At 53.3% G+C, this 19,078-nt stretch carries 19 protein-coding genes; 2 read left to right on the top strand and 17 right to left on the bottom strand.

The features are described 5' to 3' along the window. Positions 1 to 54: 54 nt before the first annotated feature. The 11 genes from DI14_RS13510 to DI14_RS13465 form a co-directional block, all read right to left on the bottom strand. A complete protein-coding gene (locus tag DI14_RS13510; RefSeq protein ID WP_034809429.1) occupies positions 55 to 519 on the bottom strand; it encodes a hypothetical protein in 465 nt (154 codons plus the stop codon). 5 nt (positions 520 to 524) lie between these two features. Then, on the bottom strand, positions 525 to 1,508 hold the full coding sequence (floA, locus tag DI14_RS13505; RefSeq protein ID WP_034809426.1) for a flotillin-like protein FloA: 984 nt from the start codon (positions 1,506 to 1,508) through the stop codon (positions 525 to 527). Continuing rightward, a complete protein-coding gene (locus DI14_RS13500) occupies positions 1,505 to 2,017 on the bottom strand; it encodes an NfeD family protein (RefSeq protein WP_024371438.1) in 513 nt (170 codons plus the stop codon). The genes floA and DI14_RS13500 overlap by 4 nt, the downstream gene beginning before the upstream one ends. Positions 2,018 to 2,151: 134 nt before the next feature. Continuing rightward, entirely contained in the window at positions 2,152 to 2,601 is a 450-nt protein-coding gene (locus DI14_RS13495) for a GatB/YqeY domain-containing protein (protein WP_034809424.1), read from the bottom strand. Positions 2,602 to 2,634: 33 nt separating this feature from the next. Beyond that, positions 2,635 to 2,829, bottom strand: coding sequence for a 30S ribosomal protein S21 (rpsU, locus tag DI14_RS15295; protein ID WP_029334745.1), 195 nt, complete (start codon positions 2,827 to 2,829; stop codon positions 2,635 to 2,637). Positions 2,830 to 2,906: 77 nt separating this feature from the next. Further along, entirely contained in the window at positions 2,907 to 3,572 is a 666-nt protein-coding gene (gene deoC / locus DI14_RS13490; RefSeq protein WP_034809422.1) for a deoxyribose-phosphate aldolase, read from the bottom strand. A gap of 90 nt (positions 3,573 to 3,662) precedes the next feature. Next, on the bottom strand, positions 3,663 to 4,544 hold the full coding sequence (rarD, locus tag DI14_RS13485; protein WP_235193474.1) for an EamA family transporter RarD: 882 nt from the start codon (positions 4,542 to 4,544) through the stop codon (positions 3,663 to 3,665). Positions 4,545 to 4,671: 127 nt separating this feature from the next. Next, the gene (locus DI14_RS13480) at positions 4,672 to 5,829 is read right to left on the bottom strand and encodes a bifunctional cystathionine gamma-lyase/homocysteine desulfhydrase (RefSeq protein ID WP_034809421.1); all 1,158 of its coding nucleotides are present in this window, start codon (positions 5,827 to 5,829) and stop codon (positions 4,672 to 4,674) included. Beyond that, positions 5,795 to 6,733 carry a PLP-dependent cysteine synthase family protein gene (locus DI14_RS13475; RefSeq protein WP_034809419.1) on the bottom strand — a complete coding sequence of 313 codons (939 nt, stop codon included), beginning with the start codon at positions 6,731 to 6,733 and terminating at the stop codon, positions 5,795 to 5,797. Before DI14_RS13475 ends, DI14_RS13480 begins: the two co-directional genes overlap by 35 nt. Further along, positions 6,734 to 7,201 (bottom strand): S-ribosylhomocysteine lyase, encoded by a 468-nt coding sequence (locus DI14_RS13470; protein WP_021065678.1) that lies wholly within the window; start codon positions 7,199 to 7,201, stop codon positions 6,734 to 6,736. It abuts the gene before it with no gap. Next, entirely contained in the window at positions 7,198 to 7,842 is a 645-nt protein-coding gene (locus DI14_RS13465; protein WP_034809417.1) for a trans-aconitate 2-methyltransferase, read from the bottom strand. The genes DI14_RS13470 and DI14_RS13465 overlap by 4 nt, the downstream gene beginning before the upstream one ends. Before the next feature lie 327 nt (positions 7,843 to 8,169). On the opposite strand from DI14_RS13465, the gene DI14_RS13460 reads away from it, so the two are divergent. Then, the gene (locus tag DI14_RS13460; protein WP_034809414.1) at positions 8,170 to 11,835 is read left to right on the top strand and encodes a S8 family serine peptidase; all 3,666 of its coding nucleotides are present in this window, start codon (positions 8,170 to 8,172) and stop codon (positions 11,833 to 11,835) included. 34 nt (positions 11,836 to 11,869) lie between these two features. Here the strand turns inward: DI14_RS13460 and DI14_RS13455 are convergent, their stop codons facing one another. From DI14_RS13455 to hrcA, 6 genes are all read right to left on the bottom strand, one after another. After that, entirely contained in the window at positions 11,870 to 12,616 is a 747-nt protein-coding gene (locus tag DI14_RS13455; protein WP_034809412.1) for a 16S rRNA (uracil(1498)-N(3))-methyltransferase, read from the bottom strand. Positions 12,617 to 12,620: 4 nt separating this feature from the next. Then, the gene (gene prmA, locus DI14_RS13450) at positions 12,621 to 13,559 is read right to left on the bottom strand and encodes a 50S ribosomal protein L11 methyltransferase (RefSeq protein ID WP_034809410.1); all 939 of its coding nucleotides are present in this window, start codon (positions 13,557 to 13,559) and stop codon (positions 12,621 to 12,623) included. A gap of 18 nt (positions 13,560 to 13,577) precedes the next feature. Continuing rightward, the gene (dnaJ, locus tag DI14_RS13445; RefSeq protein WP_034809408.1) at positions 13,578 to 14,681 is read right to left on the bottom strand and encodes a molecular chaperone DnaJ; all 1,104 of its coding nucleotides are present in this window, start codon (positions 14,679 to 14,681) and stop codon (positions 13,578 to 13,580) included. Positions 14,682 to 14,786: 105 nt separating this feature from the next. Beyond that, positions 14,787 to 16,610 carry a molecular chaperone DnaK gene (gene dnaK / locus DI14_RS13440; RefSeq protein WP_034809406.1) on the bottom strand — a complete coding sequence of 608 codons (1,824 nt, stop codon included), beginning with the start codon at positions 16,608 to 16,610 and terminating at the stop codon, positions 14,787 to 14,789. Positions 16,611 to 16,639: 29 nt separating this feature from the next. Next, on the bottom strand, positions 16,640 to 17,215 hold the full coding sequence (gene grpE / locus DI14_RS13435) for a nucleotide exchange factor GrpE (RefSeq protein WP_051622730.1): 576 nt from the start codon (positions 17,213 to 17,215) through the stop codon (positions 16,640 to 16,642). Between the two features lie 17 nt (positions 17,216 to 17,232). Continuing rightward, complete coding sequence (gene hrcA, locus DI14_RS13430; protein WP_034809404.1) at positions 17,233 to 18,255, bottom strand: heat-inducible transcriptional repressor HrcA; 1,023 nt, start codon at positions 18,253 to 18,255, stop codon at positions 17,233 to 17,235. Between the two features lie 192 nt (positions 18,256 to 18,447). On the opposite strand from hrcA, the gene DI14_RS13425 reads away from it, so the two are divergent. Continuing rightward, positions 18,448 to 19,053, top strand: a complete 606-nt coding sequence (locus DI14_RS13425) for a DUF1054 domain-containing protein (RefSeq protein ID WP_034809402.1) — start codon at positions 18,448 to 18,450, stop codon at positions 19,051 to 19,053. Positions 19,054 to 19,078: the final 25 nt, after the last annotated feature.

Raw genomic sequence — 19,078 nt, 5'->3', positions numbered from 1 at the left:
ACTTGATTGTTGGATTAAACCAACACATCAAGGCGGTTCCCGTCACTGCTTCATTCAGCGCTTACGTTTTGAAACAGGTGGCTGAATGATTTCACTCCACACGACCGCTTGTCTCACTTGCTTCATCGACATGCGTGGTTGTGGTTGTGGACGTGTCGATTCCGCCTCCGTGATTGGCGGAATCTTCACCGTCTGTTCAAACTCCCGACTGACGGCCGGTTGTCGCTCTCGCGACTTCGGCGCGTGACGGTCTGGGTCGTACGGACGACCTAACGTTTGTTCCGGGGCCGCAGGAGCCGCGACGCGGCGTCGCAGTTTTTGTCCCTGGCCTTGTCCTTGCTTCGGTTCCTCAAGCGAACCTTCGACTTCTTTCATCATATCGCCGACCGTATCGAGATAGCGTTTCAAGTCCGAACTTGGTGGACGCTCTCCCGTCGTCGACGAGGATTTCTCTAACCGCTTCATGACCGCCGAGGCGATCCCGAACGCGGCGAGTAGGAGTACCCACAGTCCATCCATATCGATTACTCTCTATTGTCAGATTCGACTGGGTGACCGATCGCTTTACGCATGTCTGTATCGGCTTGGACGTTCAAGTAGTTGACGTAGTCCATGACACCGAGTTTACCGTGGCGGAGTGCCTCGGCCATCGCGAGTGGGACTTCGGCTTCAGCTGCGACAACTTTCGCGCGCATCTCTTCAACAGAAGATTTCATCTCTTGTTCGCGAGCAATCGCCATCGCACGGCGCTCTTCCGCCTTCGCTTGGGCAATCTTTTTGTCGGCTTCGGCTTGGTCTGTTTGAAGTACCGCACCGATGTTCTTACCGATATCAATGTCGGCAATATCAATCGAGAGAATCTCGAACGCCGTCCCTGAATCAAGACCTTTCGTCAATACTGTACGTGAAATCAAATCCGGGTTTTCAAGTACGTGCTTATGATTGTTTTGCGAACCGATCGTTGAAACGACCCCTTCCCCGACACGGGCAATGATCGTCTCTTCACCGGCACCACCGACGAGACGGTCGATGTTGGCGCGAACCGTGATGCGGGCTTTCGCCTTTACTTCGATCCCATCCATCGCCACACCAGCGATAAACGGTGTTTCAATCACTTTCGGGTTAACCGACATTTGGACCGCTTCAAGCACGTTCCGACCAGCGAGATCAATCGCTGCCGCTCGTTCGAACGACAGCTCGATGTTGGCGCGGTGTGCCGCAATCAATGCGTTGACGACACGGTCGACGTTACCGCCGGCAAGGAAGTGACTCTCGAGTTGGTTCGTGTTCAAACCGAGTCCGGCTTTCACCGCTTTAATGAGCGGGTTGACGATTTTCGATGGGACGACGCGACGGAGACGCATCCCGACGAGCGTAAAGATTGAAACGTGAACGCCTGCTGCGAACGAGCTAATCCATAATCCTACCGGTACGAACGTGAAGAATACCGCTAGGGCAATCAAACCTCCACCTGAGATGAGTAACGTGGTCAATAGTTCTGGTGTCATTCTGTTACATCCTCCTTCGGCTCTACAAAGCTTCGGACGACGACGCGTCCTGAATCCACTTTATACACCTGAATTTTAGTTTGTTGATCGAGATAGCTACCCTCTGTCACGACATCGATTCGTTCTCCTTCAATCTCAGCGGTACCCGCTGGACGAAGTGGTGTCAATGTGACGCCGACCTTACCGAGCAAACTTTGTTTGTCGGCGTGAGACAAGTAACCTTTTTCTGACGACGTCGAGTCCGTCAAAATAAGGCCCTTGTACATGAGCGACCGATTCGACTGCAAACGTCGATACGCCCAAAATCCAAGTCCGGCAACGATGGCCGTGGCCAAACCGAGCGATAGCCACAACTGACCGATCGTGGCGCCTGCCATAATCAGACTGGCGACGACCGCACCTATACCGAGCACTCCAAACAACCCAAAACCGGCAACGAACACTTCAATTCCAAGAAGGACGACTCCGACGAAAAACACTGTCAGAATCACTCCGAGACCAAATGTCATCGTATTGCTACCCCCTTCCAAATAAAAAGCTACCTCTTATCTCTAGTGTATACGAAACGAGATTGAATGTGGTTTCAGAATACGCAAAAAAAGGCAGAATCTTTTGGAATTTCCAAAAGACCCTGCCAATTCGTTCAATTCGTCAATTGTTGTTTGACGATTCGGTTCACAAGACCACCGTCTGCCTTGCCTTTAACTTGAGGCATGACGACGCCCATCACCTTACCCATATCAGATGGGGCCGACGCATTCGTCTGGGCGATAGCTGCTTTGACGATTGCAGTGACCTCTTCTTCAGAGAGTTGTTCAGGCATATAGGCCTCTAGCACGACAATCTCGTCAGCAACTTTAGAAGCAAGGTCCTCACGACCAGCGCTTTCGAATTCTCGGAGGGAGTCTCTGCGCTGTTTCATCTCTCGGTTAAGCACCGTGAGTTCCTCTTCCTCAGTAAGATCTTGTCGGCCAAATTTGATAGCCTCATTTTGGAGCGACGCTTTGACCATCCGGATCGTCGTAAGACGATCTTTCTGTTTGGCGCGCATGGCTTGCTTCATGTCGTCCGTCAAGCGTTCTTGAAGACTCATGAGCTAACACCCTCTCTACAAATGAAACTGAAATTAGAATTTCTTACGCTTACGCGCAGCTTCTGATTTCAATTTACGTTTTACGCTTGGCTTTTCGTAGTGACGACGTTTGCGAACTTCGGCAAGAGTGCCATCTTTCGAAACACCGCGTTTGAAACGACGAAGAGCGTCTTCAAGCGATTCGTTTTTACGGACACGAGTTTCCACTAGTTTTCCCTCCCTCCGAATTACACGACTAAGGAAACGTGTTTCACACGTCATATCATATTATAGTGAAATTAAGTCGTGAGGTCAACCACTAGTTGTTAATAGTCGCTATCTGAACGACCGCCTGTGACGATGGCGATTCCAGCCGATGCGCCGATGCGCGTCGCACCCGCATCAATCATCGCTTTCGCGCCTTCAAAGTCACGTACGCCACCCGATGCCTTCACGCCAACATCCGGGCCGACCGTTTCGCGCATGAGGCGAATATCTTCAACCGTCGCGCCGCCCGTCGAGAAACCAGTCGACGTCTTCACAAAGTCTGCACCAGCCTTGACTGACAACTCGGCCACAGTCTTGATTTCTTCTTTCGTGAGCATGCACGTTTCGAAGATGACTTTAACGAGCGTACCGTTCGCTGCTTCCACGACCGCGCGGATGTCGCGCTCGACAAGCTCCAAGTCGCCGTCTTTCAACGCTGCGATGTTGATGACCATATCGACTTCATCTGCACCGTTCGCGATTGCATCTTTCGTCTCAAACGCCTTCACTTCTGGCGTGTTGGCTCCGAGTGGGAAGCCGATGACCGTGCATACTTTCACGTCGTCATCTGACTTGAGTTGTTCTGCTGCATACTTTACCCATGTCGGGTTGACACAGACGCTCGCAAATTTGTACTCAAGCGCCTCTTCGCAAAGCTTTGTAATTTGATCTTTCGTCGTTTCAGCCTTTAAAGCCGTGTGGTCGATATAACGTGCTAATTCCATCGTATAGTTCCTCCTTTGATCGTTAAGTCTGACATATAGGTCTGACCTCTAACATATTATCATGATTTGTACGCTTGTAACAGCTTTCATTTAGACGAGTTGACGTCGTTTTCTCGTTTGGACCCAACTGTTCCAGCTGAAGAAAAAGATGGCGAGCCAAATGCACGTGAAGGCGAACACGTGGTATGCCGTGAACGGCTCATGATATAACAAGACACCGATCGCAAGGCTCAATGTCGGTGCGATGAACTGCAAAAATCCGACGAGCGTGAACGGGATATGTTGCGCCCCGTAGCCGAACAACAAAAGCGGTAACGCCGTCATCACGCCCGTGCCGAGCAGAGCGACCCAAATGATCGGGGACGACGTCAAGGTGAGCGTCTCACGCGACGCCTCGAAGGCGAGGAACAGGACTGCGACCGGCACGACAGCGAGCGTCTCGATACCAAGGCTGACCGTCGAGGCGAGCGGGCGTCGTTTCTTCACCATCCCATAAAACCCGAACGTGCTGGCCAGTATAAAGGCAATCCAAGGGAATGAGCCATATCCGAACGTCAAGACGAGCACACCGACCGTGGCCACCCCGACGGCGAGCCACTGGACCCGGTTTAATGATTCCCGAAAAACGAGCACCCCTAACACCATACTGACGAGCGGATTGATGTAATACCCGAGCGACGCCTCGATGATATAACCGTTATTGACGGCCCATATGTAAACAAACCAGTTCGCACTGACGATAAATCCGTTCAACATGAAGGCGTTTCGCGTCGCCCGATGGCGGAGCGCATAGTTGAACTCTGTCCACTGTTTCGTCCACTTCAAGACGAGCAAGATGAATAAAAACGACCACACGATGCGATGAGCAAGAATTTGACTGCTCGGAATTTCCTGTAGAAACTTCCAATAGATCGGGAGGACTCCCCACATGACGTAAGCGCCGACCGTGGTCACGACTCCTTTATTCAACACATTCACCTGCCCTCTTCTACAATTAACGTCAGTGTAGTCGATGCGTTATCGACATTCAACACATTTCTTTCATATATAGATGACAAAAAGAGGCGTGCCGAAAGCACCGCCTCTTTTTGCTGTTCCTTTAATTCGAAATCGTCGCAACGGATGCGAGCGCTTGTTCTAAATCTTCAATCAAATCGGCCACGTCCTCGAGGCCAACCGAGATGCGCACGAGACCGTCCGTGATGCCGAGCTCTAGTCGCCGCTCGGCTGGGATTGACGCGTGCGTCATCCGAGCCGGGACACTAATCAAACTCTCGACCGCTCCGAGGCTTTCCGCGAGTGTAAAGTAGTGCGTCTTGGCGACGATGAGTTCTGCCGCTTCGGCCGATCCGACATCAAACGCAATCATACCGCCGAATCCACGGGCTTGTGACGTATGCACCTGCTTCGCCTCATCACTTGCGATACTCGGGTGCAAGACGCGTCCAACCGCTTCATGTTTCGACAAGAAGTCGACGAGCGCGAGCGCGTTCGATTCGATTTCCTCCATGCGGACGGCGAGCGTCTTAATGCCACGGACGACGAGGAAGCTGTCCTGCGGTCCAAGGACGGCTCCGACCGAATTTTGTAGGAAAGCCAAGTCCTCACCGAGCTCTTCTGTCCGGGAGACGACGAGACCGGCGACGACGTCACTATGGCCCCCTAAATACTTCGTCGCGCTATGGAGCACGTAGTCGGCTCCGAACTCGATCGGGTTTTGGAAGTACGGCGTCATGAACGTATTGTCGACGACGAACAACGTTCCGGCCTCATCTGCGATTTGACGCATTTGCTTCAAATCGGTGACGTTCAAAAGTGGGTTCGTTGGCGTCTCGACGTAAATCATTTTTGTGTTCGGCTGAAGCGCGGCGCGGACTGCCGTTTCATCAGCTGTATCGACAAAAGATGCCTCCAGGCCAAGTGATTGAAATACTCGATTGAATACACGGTACGTTCCTCCATATACGTCAGAACCGACGATGACGTGGTCCCCAGATTTTAAAAGCATTAAAATCGTCGACACGGCCGCCATCCCGGATGCGAACGCGAATCCGCGCGCGCCCTTTTCGATGTCAGCAATCAACGTCTCGAGTGCCGTGCGCGTCGGGTTGGCCGTACGCGAGTACTCATATCCCTCCCGCAGATTTCCGATCCCGTCTTGTTTATATGTGCTCGTTTGATAAATCGCCGGTGTGACGGCCCCTGTTAGCGGGTCCGTCGTTTTACCGCCGTGAATGAGCGCTGTTTTTGTACGCATGTTCTGCCTCCTCGACTATCCCTTGACTTAAATATCGTTCCACACTGTCCGGCAAGATCGTGACAATCACGCCTTCGGTCATCTGGTTGGCTTCCTGGACACAAGCCGCGATGGCCGCCCCGGACGAACTTCCGATAAGAAGCCCTTCGCGCTTGGCCATGTGGGCCACGTAGTAGAATGCGTCCTCATCTGTAATCGTATAGATGCCATCGACGTAAGCCTCGTCTAGAAAGACAGGCCACGATTCGACACCGATTCCTTCGGTCTTGTGCGGGCCAGGAGCCCCACCGTTCAAGATCGACCCTTCCGGCTCAACGACGATCGTTTTCGTCCCGTGCGGTCTGAGCGTTTTCGCGACACCCGTGAACGTGCCCCCAGAACCCGCACCCGCGATGAAAACGTCAATTTGCGGCATATCGTGCAGCAATTCCAAAGCGAGCGTCTCGACATAGGTGTCCGGATTGTCCGGGTTCGAGAATTGCTCTGGCAAATACGCGTCGTGTTCGACCGCCAGTTCTTTCGCCCGTTCAATCGCCCCTTTCATCCCGAGTGATGTCGGCGTGTTGACGACCGTCGCCCCGAGCAGACGCATGAGCTCCTGTTTTTCTTGACTGAACTTCTCAGGAGTGACCGTCATCAGATTAATCCCGAACTTTTGACAGGCGAGCGCGAGTCCGATTCCGGTATTCCCGGCGGTCGGTTCGACGACAGTCCCGCCGCGTTTGAGTTGTCCGCGCTCGATGGCACGCTCAATCAATTGCAGGCCGAGCCGATCTTTAACGCTCCCGCCCGGGTTTCGCATCTCCATCTTCCCGTACACTTTGACGCCTTCCGGGACAGGTAACGTCGTCAACTCGATGAGCGGGGTATGTCCGATAAGCTCATACACATCCCGGACGATCATTTACGCCTCGTCCTTGAAGATGATGTGCCACTCGTCACGCTTCGCGAGCATATCAGCCGCAAGTTTTTTGGCGCCCTCGAAATCATGATGGTTCGCGCTTCCGCATTGAATCGGGTTTTGCGCCGGTAATTCTGTCGCATTCGCCGCGTCGCGCAGTGTCGCTTCGACGAGGTCGAGCATCGCTTCGTAATCGCCGTCGTTGAGCATCGTCCAGTAGAAGCCTGTCTGGCAACCCATTGGCGATACATCGATAATTTGGTTCGAATGGCTACGGCTGTTTTCAGCAATCAAATGCTCGAGCGAGTGCACGGCCCGCATCGGCATGAGCCCCTCGTTCGGTTGAATGAAACGGATATCATATTTATAAATCGTATCGGCCGTGCCTTTCTTCACTCCGGCTAGACGGACGTAAGGCGCTTGTACTTTTGTATGATCTAAATTAAAGCTTTCGACTTTATAACTTTTCATGATTGTGTTCCTCCTGTTTGTTTCGTGGCCACGACGAGCCATACAAATTTGTTTTTTTGTTCCATCTGCACAGCGTATCCGTTGTCTTCTAAAATCGACCGGATCGTGTCTGTGTATGGATAATACTCGCGGTTCAAATCTTCGACCAAGTCAGCGTAACCATGTTCCGTTGCCCAATTAATAATCTGTGCCCGTGCTTCAGCTGACTCAAACATCGTATCGAGCAAGACGAACCTTGGTGAATCAAGATGCTCGATATAGCTCTCGATCGCTTGACGTTTCTCGACGTCTGTCAAATGGTGAAACGCGTAAGACGATACAATCGAATCGACGCGTTGCTCGGCCGGATAGTTCAAGAAGTCACCCGTCTTCACTTCAATCCCGAGCTTTTGAACCGCTACCTCACGCATCTCATCAGAAGGCTCGATCGCAATCAACTCGTGCTGTTTAAGAATACGGGCACTCAAATTGCCCGTCCCGACACCAAACTCCATCACGCGTCCGTCTAACTGCTCAACGACCTCGTCAAGCATCGTGTCATACCCGGCGAACACTTCTTTATATTGTTCGTCGTGCCCGTTCACCGTCTCATCGTATTGTGACGCCCACTCTTTAAAAATATCCATGAACTGAAGTCCCATTGATCCACCTCATTCTTCTTTATTCCGACTATGTTGATATGTTTTATATGAATTCTATACCCAGACTTTATCAACTTTTTTGAAAAATCTCAAGTGAATTGTATCGCTCTCGTCACAATCAGCCGCATTATTTATAAACCGATGTCTCAAAACGAAAAAAGACCCATCCAATTATGAGTCGTTAGGACAAAAGTAATTGTCAGAATTTTTTAATTTGTTCAAATTCATTACCCTGATTTTTAAAAAATAAAAGGAAATTAAATCGTTATTCCGCTATGATTTTCCACAAATGGATTAAATCTTTAGAAAACGAATGGAGGATTTATTTTGCCACAACCTAAATTTTACGTTAACGTATCCCTCGCCACTTGCCTCGCATTGACGCCTGGCCTTCTCGGTCTCGGTGCCGAACCAGTCCTTGCCAAACCGTCGGTCACAGCGAACGTCGCCCTCAGTGACAAACAAGAAAAACTACGTGTCGTCGTCGAACTCGTCGGCGCCCCGGCCATCGAGCAAGCGAAACAAAAAGGTAAAAAGTTTAATGCGCTTTCAAAAGCCGAGAAGGATCGGGCACACGGTCTCGTGAAGGCCGAGCAAAAGAAAGCGAAAGACGCGATTGCGAAAAAAGGCGTCAAAGCCGAACCACTCGAAGAGTTCACGACCGTCTTCAACGGATTCAGTACGTTCGCGACGACAGCCGACATCGAAAAAATCGAGGCGTTGCCAGAAGTCGCGGCCGTCCACCTCGTCAACGAATACGAACGTCCGGAAGTGAAGCCAGACATGGTGACGAGCAACGGCATGGTCCAGTCCCAACAGACATGGGGCGACTACGGCTATACAGGAGAAGGGACGGTCGTCGCCGTCATCGATACCGGTGTCGATGCGGACCATCGCGACTTCAAATTGAGCGATCAGTCAAAAGCCGAACTCTCTGAATCCGAGGTCACATCGGCCGTGAGCGAATTCGGGATGGCCGGCGCGTACATAAACGATAAGGTGCCGTATGCATACAACTATTATGACGAGAATGACGACATCCGTGACGATTCACCAGGTGCATCGATGCACGGGATGCACGTCTCCGGAACGGTTGCCGCGAACGGAAACGAAGAGACCGGCGGATTGAAAGGTGTCGCGCCTGAAGCCCAAGTCCTTGGACTGAAAGTATTCAGTAATGACCCGAACTACGCCTCGACCTACGGAGACATCTACATCAAAGCGATCGATGACGCCATCAAGCTCGGTGCAGACGTCATCAACATGAGCCTCGGATCGACCGCTGGATTCGTCAGCGCTGATTCCCCGGAACAACAAGCCGTTCAACGCGCTGTCGACAACGGTGTGTTCATGTCCATCTCGGCAGGGAACTCGGCTTACTTTGGGAACGGATTCGACTTGCCATATGCCAACAACCCGGACACGGGCGTCGTCGGATCACCGAGCGTTAGTTCGGCTTCGACATCGGTCGCCTCGCTTGAGAACGACCAAATCCAGCTCGACGCGTTCTCGGTCCGCTCAGGTGACAAGACCGATAAAGTCGGTTGGAAAAAACAAGACGGACCAGCCTTCACACAAGGCGAGTACGATATCGTCTACGTCGGCGACGGTCAGCCGGCAAACTACGTCGGCAAAGACATCGAAGGAAAAATCGTGCTCGCCGTCCGGGACGGTAGTTACTTCTACTCGAACATCCAACAAACTGCCGAAGCGAACGGCGCGGCCGGTGTCATCGTCCGCGGTACGGTCGGTCACGGCGACTATGTGAGCATGGCCTTGGCGAACCCGAAAATCCCGATGGCTTCACTCAGCATCAAGGACGGGAACGAATTACGCGACCGTCTGATCGCTGGCGAACAGATGCGCATCGGCTTCAACGGCGATCGAATCAGCGTGGCCAACCGCGCGGCTGGCGCGTTGTCAAACTTCACATCGTGGGGCGTGACACCGAACCTCGATTTCAAACCAGAAATCGCGGCACCGGGCGGTCAAATCTTCTCGACGCTCAACGATAACCAATACGGCCTCATGAGCGGTACGTCGATGGCGGCCCCACACGTCGCTGGGGGCGCAGCGCTCGTCTTGCAACGTGTCGATGAGCAGTTCGACCTCGACGGCGTCGATCGCGTCACGATGGCGAAAAACTTGTTGATTAACACGTCGAAAGCTGTGACCGATATCGGCCCATACAATCAACAGTTGAAACAAAACATCCCGTACACGCCACGTCGTGGTGGAGCCGGCTTGATGCAGTTGCACGCTGCCGTCTCGACACCAGCCGTCGCCTATGAGAAGACGTCAAAAGAGGCAAAAGTTGCCTTGAAGGAATTGAACCGCAGCAAAGCGACGTTCACGCTCGTCGTCGAGAACTTGTCGAACGAAGCCGTCTCGTATGACGTCTCATCATCGCTCCAGACAGACCTCGCCATCGAGCGCACACCAGGCCTCGTCCAAAACGCGATGGAAGCCCAACCGCTTCAAAACGCGACGGTGACCGTCAACGGGAAGGCAGTCAACTCGGTGAAGTTGAAACCGAATCAAAAGACAGAAGTTAAAGTCGCTGTCGATGTCTCGAAAGCACAAGTATTGAACCCGAAGACGTTGAGCGGCCTCGTGGCAGCGAAAGACGTGTTCGAGAACGGGTACTTCGTCGACGGCTTCATCCGCCTGTCTGATTCGAACGGGTCTGAAGGAAACCCAGATCTCGTCGTACCGTTCGTCGGTTTCGAAGGGGACTGGGGCAAGGCACCAATCTTCGACGCTTCGGTTTATGAGTCGGGCTCATTCTATGAGACTGCCGGCATGGTCGACCAGGCCGGGAACTACCTAGGCGCTAAGTTAGACAAGTCGTTAAACTTTGATGCCATCGCCTTCTCGCCAGACGGTGACGGCGTGAAAGACGCCGCGACACCAGTCTTCTCGTTGCTCCGAAACGCGAAAGATGTGAAGTACCGCATCGTCGATGAAGCCGGAAACGTCGTCCGTACCCTCCGCCAAGACGATGAGTTGCGGAAGAATTACTTTGATGGCGGACGCAACACACCGTACTACTACTCGGCAGCCTACAAGTGGGACGGCCAGTTGAACGGGAAACCGGCACCTGCCGGCAAGTACTTCTACGAGATTGAAGCGAGCATCGATTACATGAAAAAAGAAGCACAGGCGCTTCGTTTCCCGGTCAAAGTCGACTACACGGATCCGACGTTCACAGCGAAATGGCAAGGTGACAGCTTGACGGTCCAAGCGAAAGACGACTTCGCCGGCGTCCGTTCGGTCGAGTACCTCGTCAACGGAAAAGCCGTTGCGACATCTGCTGACACGACAGCGACGCATACGTTCGCCTCGCTCGCCGAGAGCGACTCCATCAGCGTCCGCGTCACGGACCATGCCGGTAACGCAACGACGAAAGCAGTGGCGTACTCGAACGACGCCGACAAGCCAGGCGTCTTCTTGACGGCCCCGCTCGCGCTCGCACCGTACGCGACTTCGGTCATCCCGATCGCCGGTTCGATTCAAGACGCCTCTGCGATTCAATCGTTCCAAGTCGATGGCACGGACGTCCCACTCACGTGGAACGAGGCGACGAAACGCTATGACTTCAACACGACGCGGGCGTTCGCCGACGGCGTGCACAAGTTACGTTTTGTCGCTGAAGATGCGGCCGGTAACGTCGCGAACTTCCAACGGACGATCTTTGTCGATGCGACACCAGCGACGATCTCGTTCGGGAAGCTTCCAAAAACGATTAATAAAAACCAGCAGTCCGTCCGCTTGGACGTGACGGTGAAAGATAACTTTGACGAAGTGAAGTTACTCGTCAACGGAGACTTGAAGTTCAGCCAAACGCTCAAGGCGCCATATGAGATGCGTCCGTTCTCTCGGACCGAGACGCTCACGCTTCCTGTCGTCTCTGGTGAGAACACGTTCACGTTCGAGGCGGTCGACCTCGCGGGGAACGTCACAAAAGAGACAATCACATTGACGAAGAAATGAAAAAAGCTCTTGCCGCGTGCGGCAAGAGCTTTTTTTACGTCAATTCGAGCGCATAGGAGATGGCAGCGAGCGCGTAGAGCGGCGCCGTCTCAGAACGCAAGATGCGTGGTCCGAACGCACAGGCCTGTGCCCCGCGTTCCGTCCACTCGATCACTTCCCCCTCATCAAAGCCACCTTCCGGCCCGACGATGAGCAGTAGCTTGGCCCCAGGTCGAAGTGCCTGGAGCACGGTCGCAAAGGCCGCTTCCTCTCCTTGCTTCGCTTCTTCCTCATAGGCGACCACGACGGCATCGTACGTCTCGAGCTGTCGTGACAACTCTCGTGAACTGATGTACGAACACGTCGGGACGATGGCACGATACGACTGTTCGGCCGCCTCCTGCATGATCTTTTGAAGACGCTCGACTTTTTTCGGCGCTTTTTTCGCGTCCCACTTCGCAACCGACCGTTTCGACTCGAAGAGAAGCAACTGGTGCACGCCGAGCTCGGTCGCCTTTTGGGCGACGAGTTCGACTTTGTCACCTTTCGGGAGCGCATAGGCGAGCGTCACCTCAATCGGCAGTTCCGTCGTCGCCGGGCGTTTCTCGATCACACGCACCGTCCCTGACTTCTTCTCGAGTGTCACGACCTCGGCCTCGTACTCGTATCCTTCCCCGTCGAGAAGGACGAGCCGATAGCCGGGCTGTCCGCGGAGCACGGTCCCGATATGATGGGCGATATCCACCGGTAGTACGACGTGGTCATTCGCGAGCGCGTCTCGGTTCAGAAAGTATCGTTGCATGCGCTCACCCCTTCTTCGCGATGATGGCAACCCAATCTTCCATGACACGCGTCTCTTCAATGACAAAGCCGGCCGTTTGGAGCGCTTCGGCAACTTCCGCCCGCTTCTGACCGATGATGCCGGATGTGATGAAGTAACCGCCTTGTTTGACGCGGTCGTACGCATCGTCGATAAAGAGCAAGATGACGTCCGCGAGGATGTTCGCGACGACGAGGTCATACGTGCCGTCCATTCCTTTCAACAGGTCACCCGTGTTGACGGCGACGAGCGCTTCGACCCCGTTCGTCTCGACGTTTTGTCGCGCCGATTCGACGGCGACGGTATCCAAATCGAGCGCCTCGACGTGTGACGCCCCGAGTTTCGCCGCCGCGATGGCAAGTACGCCTGAACCGGTCCCGACGTCAATCAAGCGGTCACCCGGCTGAATGTAATTCTCGATCGCTTGAATGCATAACATCGTCGTCGGATGCGTGCCCGTCCCGAAGGCCATGCCCGGATCGAGGAGAATAACGTTCTCTTCCGGTTGCGGCTCATAGTCCTCCCAGAGCGGGACGATCGTGAGCTGTTGTGAGATTTTGACGGGCTTATAGTATTGTTTCCACGAGTGGGCCCAGTCCTCTTCGTCGAGCTCGGCGACGGTCACGTCTCCGCTACCGATGTCCAAGATGTCCCGTAGCCGGTCGACTTCTTTTCGGAACGCGGCGAGCGTGTCCTGAAAGTCGCTCGACGCCGGCACGTACGCTTTGACGTAAACGCCTGAGGTCGGATACGATTCACGTCCCGAGATGTCCCAAATCTCTCCGAAATGGTCTTCAGCCATCATCTGGTCATAGTCTTCGACGTCCTCGATGACGACCCCTTGTGCCCCCACTTCATGTAATAAATTCGATACGGCCTCGACCGCCTGCTGTGTCGTGTGGACACAAATTTCAGACCATTTCATCGTTTGAACACGCTCCTTTTAGTGACTAAAAAACTTTTTCATTTTTTGGAACAACCCGTGTTGTTCTTCGACGCCCGCTTCGCCGCCAATCTCTTCGAACTCGCGGAGCAACTCTTTTTGACGGTCCGTCATGTTCGTCGGTGTCATGACGACGATGGTGACGTATTGGTCCCCGTGACCACCGCCACGAACGCTAGGCATCCCTTTTCCACGAAGTCGGAATTTTGATCCGGTCTGCGTGCCGGCCGGGACTTTCAAGCTGACTTTGCCATGGACGGTCGGAACCTCGATTTCGGCACCGAGCGCCGCCTGGGCGAACGTGACCGGCATCTCCATCGCGATATGTTGATCGACCCGTTCGAAAATCTCGTGACCACGGACACGGACGACGACGTACAAGTCCCCGGCTGGTCCCCCGTTAAAGCCAGGACCACCTTTTCCGGACATCCGAATCTGCTGACCGTTATCAATCCCCGCTGGAATCTTCACTTCGACGCGCTGCGTCTTCTTCACGTGGCCCGAACCATGACACGTCGGGCACTTCTCCTTAATCGTCTTCCCTGTCCCATGACATTGGCTACACGGCCGCTGATTGACCATCCGGCCGAGAATCGTGTTCTGTTCGACGGTCTCGACGCCACTGCCGCCACAGTGACCACACGTCTCCGGTTTCGTACCCGGTTTCGCACCACTGCCCATACACGTGTCACATTCGACTTCAATCTCGAGTTCGATCGTCTCCGTCTTGCCCGTGACGCTCTCCATGAAATCGAGGTCGACGACGTATTGATAGTCTTCGCCACGACGCGGCGCGTTCGGATCTTGTCGGCGTCCACCGCCACCGAAGAACATGTCGAAAATGTCGCCAAATCCGCCTTGGAAGTCGCCGCCACCGAACTGGCTCGCCCCTTCAAACCCGAAGCGGTCATATTGGGCCCGTTTCTGCTCATCGGACAACACTTCGTATGCTTCGCCAATCTCTTTGAATTTATCCGCCGCATCCGGCTCTTGGTTGATATCCGGGTGATATTCCCGTGCGAGCTTACGGTACGCTCGTTTAATGTCTTGCGCCGAGGCCGATTTATCTAGGCCTAGCACTTCATAATAATCTCGTTTCGCCACGTCAGTCTCTCCTATCTCGTCTTTAAAGTTCGAATTTACCGATTCTACCTTAACATAGAAAGAGCCAAAGCAGAAACCTGCTTTGGCGCCCTCCCATCCGTTTTATTATTTACGGTCGTCGAGATCTTCAAACTCGGCGTCGACGACGTTGTCGTCTTTCGCTTCCGTTTGAGCCTCGGCACCTTCTGCACCTTGCTGTTCAGCCATGTTCGCATACACTTTTTGCGTCAACTCTTGAACGACGTTCGCCAATTCGTCTTTTGCCGTACGAATCGCTTCGAGGTCCGTTCCTTCAAGCGCTGATTTTGCTTTCTCTTTCGCAGCTTCGGCCTTCTCTTTATCCGCAGCATCGACTTGCTCACCGAGGTCTTTGATTGCCTTGTCTGTCGCGAAGACGAGCTGGTCTGTCTCGTTACGGAGTTCTGCTTCTTCTTTGCGCTGTTTGTCCGCTTCGGCGTTCGCTTCGGCTTCTTTTACCATCCGCTCGATTTCAGACTCATCGATGCCTGACGACGATTGAATCGTGATCGACTGCTCTTTGTTCGTGCCGAGGTCTTTCGCCGAAACGTGAACGATTCCGTTCGCATCGATATCGAACTTGACTTCGATTTGCGGGACGCCACGTTGTGCCGGTGGGATGTCCGTCAATTGGAAGCGACCGAGCGTCTTGTTGTCCGGTGCCATCGGACGTTCCCCTTGGAGGACATGGATGTCAACGGCCGGCTGGTTGTCGGCTGCCGTCGAGAACACTTGCGACTTCGAAGTCGGGATCGTCGTGTTACGGTCGATCAACTTCGTCATGACGCCACCCATCGTCTCGATTCCGAGCGAAAGTGGTGTCACGTCGAGAAGGACGACGTCTTTCACGTCACCGGCGAGGACACCGCCTTGAATCGCAGCACCGAGGGCAACGACTTCATCCGGGTTGACACCTTTGAACGGTTCTTTTTTCGTGAAATCTTGAATCGCTTTTTGGACCGCAGGAATACGTGTCGACCCACCGACGAGGATGATCTTGTCGAGGTCAGACGGCGTGAGGCCTGAGTCTTTCAAGGCGCGGCGCGTCGGTTCCATCGTGCGCTCGACGAGGTCGGCTGTCAATTCGTCAAATTTCGCACGCGTGAGCGTCGTCTCCAAGTGAAGCGGGCCAGCCGCACCGGCCGTGATGAACGGGAGGCTGATGTGCGCGCTTGTCACGCCCGAGAGGTCTTTCTTCGCTTTCTCGGCCGCATCTTTCAAGCGTTGGAGCGCCATCTTGTCTTGGGCGAGGTCGATGCCGTTCTCTTTTTTGAACTCTTGGACGAGGTAGTCGATGACTTTTTGGTCGAAGTCGTCGCCACCGAGACGGTTGTCACCGGCTGTCGCCACAACTTCGAAGACGCCGTCGCCGAGCTCAAGAATCGAGACGTCGAACGTACCGCCACCGAGGTCATAAATCAAAATCGTATGGTCTTCACCTTTGTCGAGGCCGTAAGCGAGTGCCGCTGCTGTCGGCTCGTTGATGATTCGTTTGACTTCGAGTCCGGCGATTTTCCCAGCGTCTTTCGTCGCTTGACGTTCGGCGTCGTTGAAGTAGGCAGGAACCGTGATGACCGCTTCTGTGACAGACTCACCGAGGTAGTCTTCTGCGTCTTTTTTGAGTTTTTGCAAGATGATGGCCGAGATTTCTTGTGGCGTGAACTTCTTGCCATCGACTTCTACTGTATGTGACGTACCCATGTGACGCTTGATTGATTGGATCGTGTTCGGGTTCGTGATCGCTTGACGTTTAGCGACTTCACCGACTTGACGTTCTTCCCCTTTGAAGGCGACGACAGAAGGTGTCGTCCGGTTCCCTTCCGCGTTCGAGATGACGACTGCTTCGCCACCTTCCATCACTGCTACACATGAGTTCGTTGTACCTAAGTCAATTCCGATAATTTTACCCATTGTCGATTCCTCCATCTAGTTAAGTAATGTTATTCTGCGACTTTTACCATGCTCGGACGAATGACACGCCCATGCATCGTGTACCCTTTTTGAAGCTCCATCGTCACGACGCCTGAATCGAACTCGTCGCTCGGCTCTTGCATGACCGCTTGATGAAAATTCGGGTCAAACGGCTGACCGACCGCGTCGATCGCTTCGACTTGTTCCCCGTTCAACACATCGAGAAGCTGACGGTGAATCATGTCGACGCCCGCCTGAATCTGTTTCGCATCGTCAGACGTCGCTTCGACTTGAAGTGCCCGCTCGAAGTTATCGATGAGCGGAATCAATTTCTCGATGACTGACTGGGAAGCGAACTTGATGCGTTTCGCGTTCTCTTCATTCGTCCGACGACGGAAGTTGTCAAAATCGGCGCGAATGCGAAGCTCGCTCGCTCGCAGTGCTTCGATTTCTTTTTCATAATCCGTCCCCTCAGAAGTTTCTTCCACAATCTGAGCATTTGAAACCTCGTCCGCTTCGACTTCTGTCGCTTCTTGTTTCGGCTCAAAATCTTTCTCTTCGAGCACTTCGTCCTTGTCTGGACCGTTCTGGTTGTCAACTGTCATGTTGAGGCTCCTTTCCGTCACTCTTCTAATTTCGTTCGCCTGAGCGCTTCAATCAACTGCCCCATCATTTGGACGCCGTGCCGATAGTCCATCCGCGTCGGACCGATCATCGCAATCGTTCCGAACGTTTTTCCGTCGAGCGTATAATCCGACGTGATGACGCTACAGTTTTGAAGCGCGAGGATCCCGTTCTCGCTCCCAATGCTCACATAAATCTCGCGGTTTGGCAACGATTCGAGCCAATCGGTCAAGCGCTCCTGTTCATCGATCCATTCGAGGAACGGGCGGAGCGTATCGAGCGATTGAAACTCCGGTTGATTGAAGATGTTCTTCTTCCCGCCTAAATAGAGCGAGGTCGGATGTTGCAGTCCGGCAGTCGATTGAATCAGTTGCAACATATTCTCATACTGTTCTCGATTCGCGAGTTGAAGCTTTGACACTTCCTCGCCAAGGCGCTGCTTCAACTGCCCGATCGGTGTCCCTTTCAACCGATCGTTTAAAAACCGAATCGTCTCCTCGACCATGTCCGGCGCCATCGGAGATTCAAAAACAAGCGTCCGATGTTCGACGTGGCCCTGGTCCGTCAAAATCAACACGACACCGCGCCGTTCATCGAGTGGCATCAAATCGATGCGGGCCAGACGATTCATTTGGCTATTGGGGCCGAGTGCCACCGTCGTATAGTTGGTCAAGTCAGAGAGGAGGTCAGCGGCTTGACGAATGAGCAGATCCGACTCTTGCGCCGACGCCCGCAACCGTTCACCGAGATGGTGCGTCTCCCGTTCGTCAATCACTCGTTTCTCGACGAGGTGATCGACATAATAGCGATAGCCGACCTCAGAAGGAATGCGCCCGGCTGAAGTATGCGGTTTCTCGATGAGACCCAAATCTTCCAAATCAGCCATATCGTTTCGAATCGTCGCCGAACTGAACGAAAGATCATCTCGTTTCGATAACGTACGCGATCCGACCGGTTGTGCCGTCTGAATATAGTCATCAATGATGGCTCGTAAAATGAGCAATTGTCTCTTCGTCAGCACGTTTTCACTCCTCTCTGAATGATTGGCCTCGCTTTATTAGCACTCATATTTACTGAGTGCTAATCACACTTCAAATATTATCACGTTCTCCATATTTGTCAATTCATTCGCTTCATTTTTTCCAGTTGTTCCGAAGTCGCCGCCGATGCATCTTACGACTCATTTCGGTATCATACGGGGTGAGGTGATTAAATGTTTACAACACAACAATTTGACGTATTCACACAAGACGGTCTCGATGTACGGATGGAAGGGATTCGTTCGACCATCCAACCGATCTTCCATCAAATCTATGAGGAAGTCGGTCCACAACTCGAAGCGGACGTCGGAATCCCGCTCTACTTGCACGTCGCCAAACATGCGCGTCGTACGGTCAATCCGCCGAAAGATACGTGGATGGCCATCTGTCACGACAAACGTGGCTATAAGAAACACCCGCACTTCCAGGTCGGCCTGTTCGACGACCGCGTCTTCATCTGGCTCGCTTTCATCTATGAAATGCCAAACAAGGCGGCGATTGCCGAGCGTCTCATGCAGGTTGACGTCAAATCGGCGTTCCCGGACTTCCATATCGCCGGCGACCATATGAAGAAAGAGGCGTTCTTGCTCGACGACATGTCCGAAGAAGCAATCGACACAATTTTACACCGGTTCAAAGACGTGAAAAAAGCCGACTTTTTAATCGGTCGCCAACTTCCGGCCGATGCGTCGATCCTCCAAAACGAGGCGGCCTTCCTCGCGCTCGTCGAGGACACGTTCAGCCGGCTCACGCCGATTTATCGCGACCTCGTCTTATAACGTAAAAAGGGAATCCATCGTGGAT

The sequence above is a fragment of the Exiguobacterium sp. AB2 genome, assembly GCF_000696055.1.
Taxonomy (GTDB): Bacteria; Bacillota; Bacilli; order Exiguobacteriales; family Exiguobacteriaceae; genus Exiguobacterium; species Exiguobacterium alkaliphilum.
This window is presented reverse-complemented; position numbering and strand designations above follow the sequence as displayed.

Excerpts from the sequence above, each read along its gene's own strand:
- deoC (WP_034809422.1), bottom strand. The coding sequence starts at position 3,572 with ATGGAATTAGCACGTTATATCGACCACACGGCTTTAAAGGCTGAAACG.
- DI14_RS13455 (WP_034809412.1), bottom strand. The coding sequence starts at position 12,616 with ATGCAACGATACTTTCTGAACCGAGACGCGCTCGCGAATGACCACGTC.
- prmA (WP_034809410.1), bottom strand. The coding sequence starts at position 13,559 with ATGAAATGGTCTGAAATTTGTGTCCACACGACACAGCAGGCGGTCGAG.
- dnaK (WP_034809406.1), bottom strand. The coding sequence starts at position 16,610 with ATGGGTAAAATTATCGGAATTGACTTAGGTACAACGAACTCATGTGTA.
- DI14_RS13470 (WP_021065678.1), bottom strand. The coding sequence starts at position 7,201 with ATGAAAAGTTATAAAGTCGAAAGCTTTAATTTAGATCATACAAAAGTA.
- DI14_RS13465 (WP_034809417.1), bottom strand. The coding sequence starts at position 7,842 with ATGGGACTTCAGTTCATGGATATTTTTAAAGAGTGGGCGTCACAATAC.
- DI14_RS13480 (WP_034809421.1), bottom strand. The coding sequence starts at position 5,829 with ATGCGTACAAAAACAGCGCTCATTCACGGCGGTAAAACGACGGACCCG.
- DI14_RS13495 (WP_034809424.1), bottom strand. The coding sequence starts at position 2,601 with ATGAGTCTTCAAGAACGCTTGACGGACGACATGAAGCAAGCCATGCGC.
- floA (WP_034809426.1), bottom strand. The coding sequence starts at position 1,508 with ATGACACCAGAACTATTGACCACGTTACTCATCTCAGGTGGAGGTTTG.
- DI14_RS13510 (WP_034809429.1), bottom strand. The coding sequence starts at position 519 with ATGGATGGACTGTGGGTACTCCTACTCGCCGCGTTCGGGATCGCCTCG.
- DI14_RS13425 (WP_034809402.1), top strand. The coding sequence starts at position 18,448 with ATGTTTACAACACAACAATTTGACGTATTCACACAAGACGGTCTCGAT.
- DI14_RS13500 (WP_024371438.1), bottom strand. The coding sequence starts at position 2,017 with ATGACATTTGGTCTCGGAGTGATTCTGACAGTGTTTTTCGTCGGAGTC.
- grpE (WP_051622730.1), bottom strand. The coding sequence starts at position 17,215 with ATGACAGTTGACAACCAGAACGGTCCAGACAAGGACGAAGTGCTCGAA.
- DI14_RS13475 (WP_034809419.1), bottom strand. The coding sequence starts at position 6,733 with ATGATCGTCCGGGATGTGTATGAGCTTATCGGACATACCCCGCTCATC.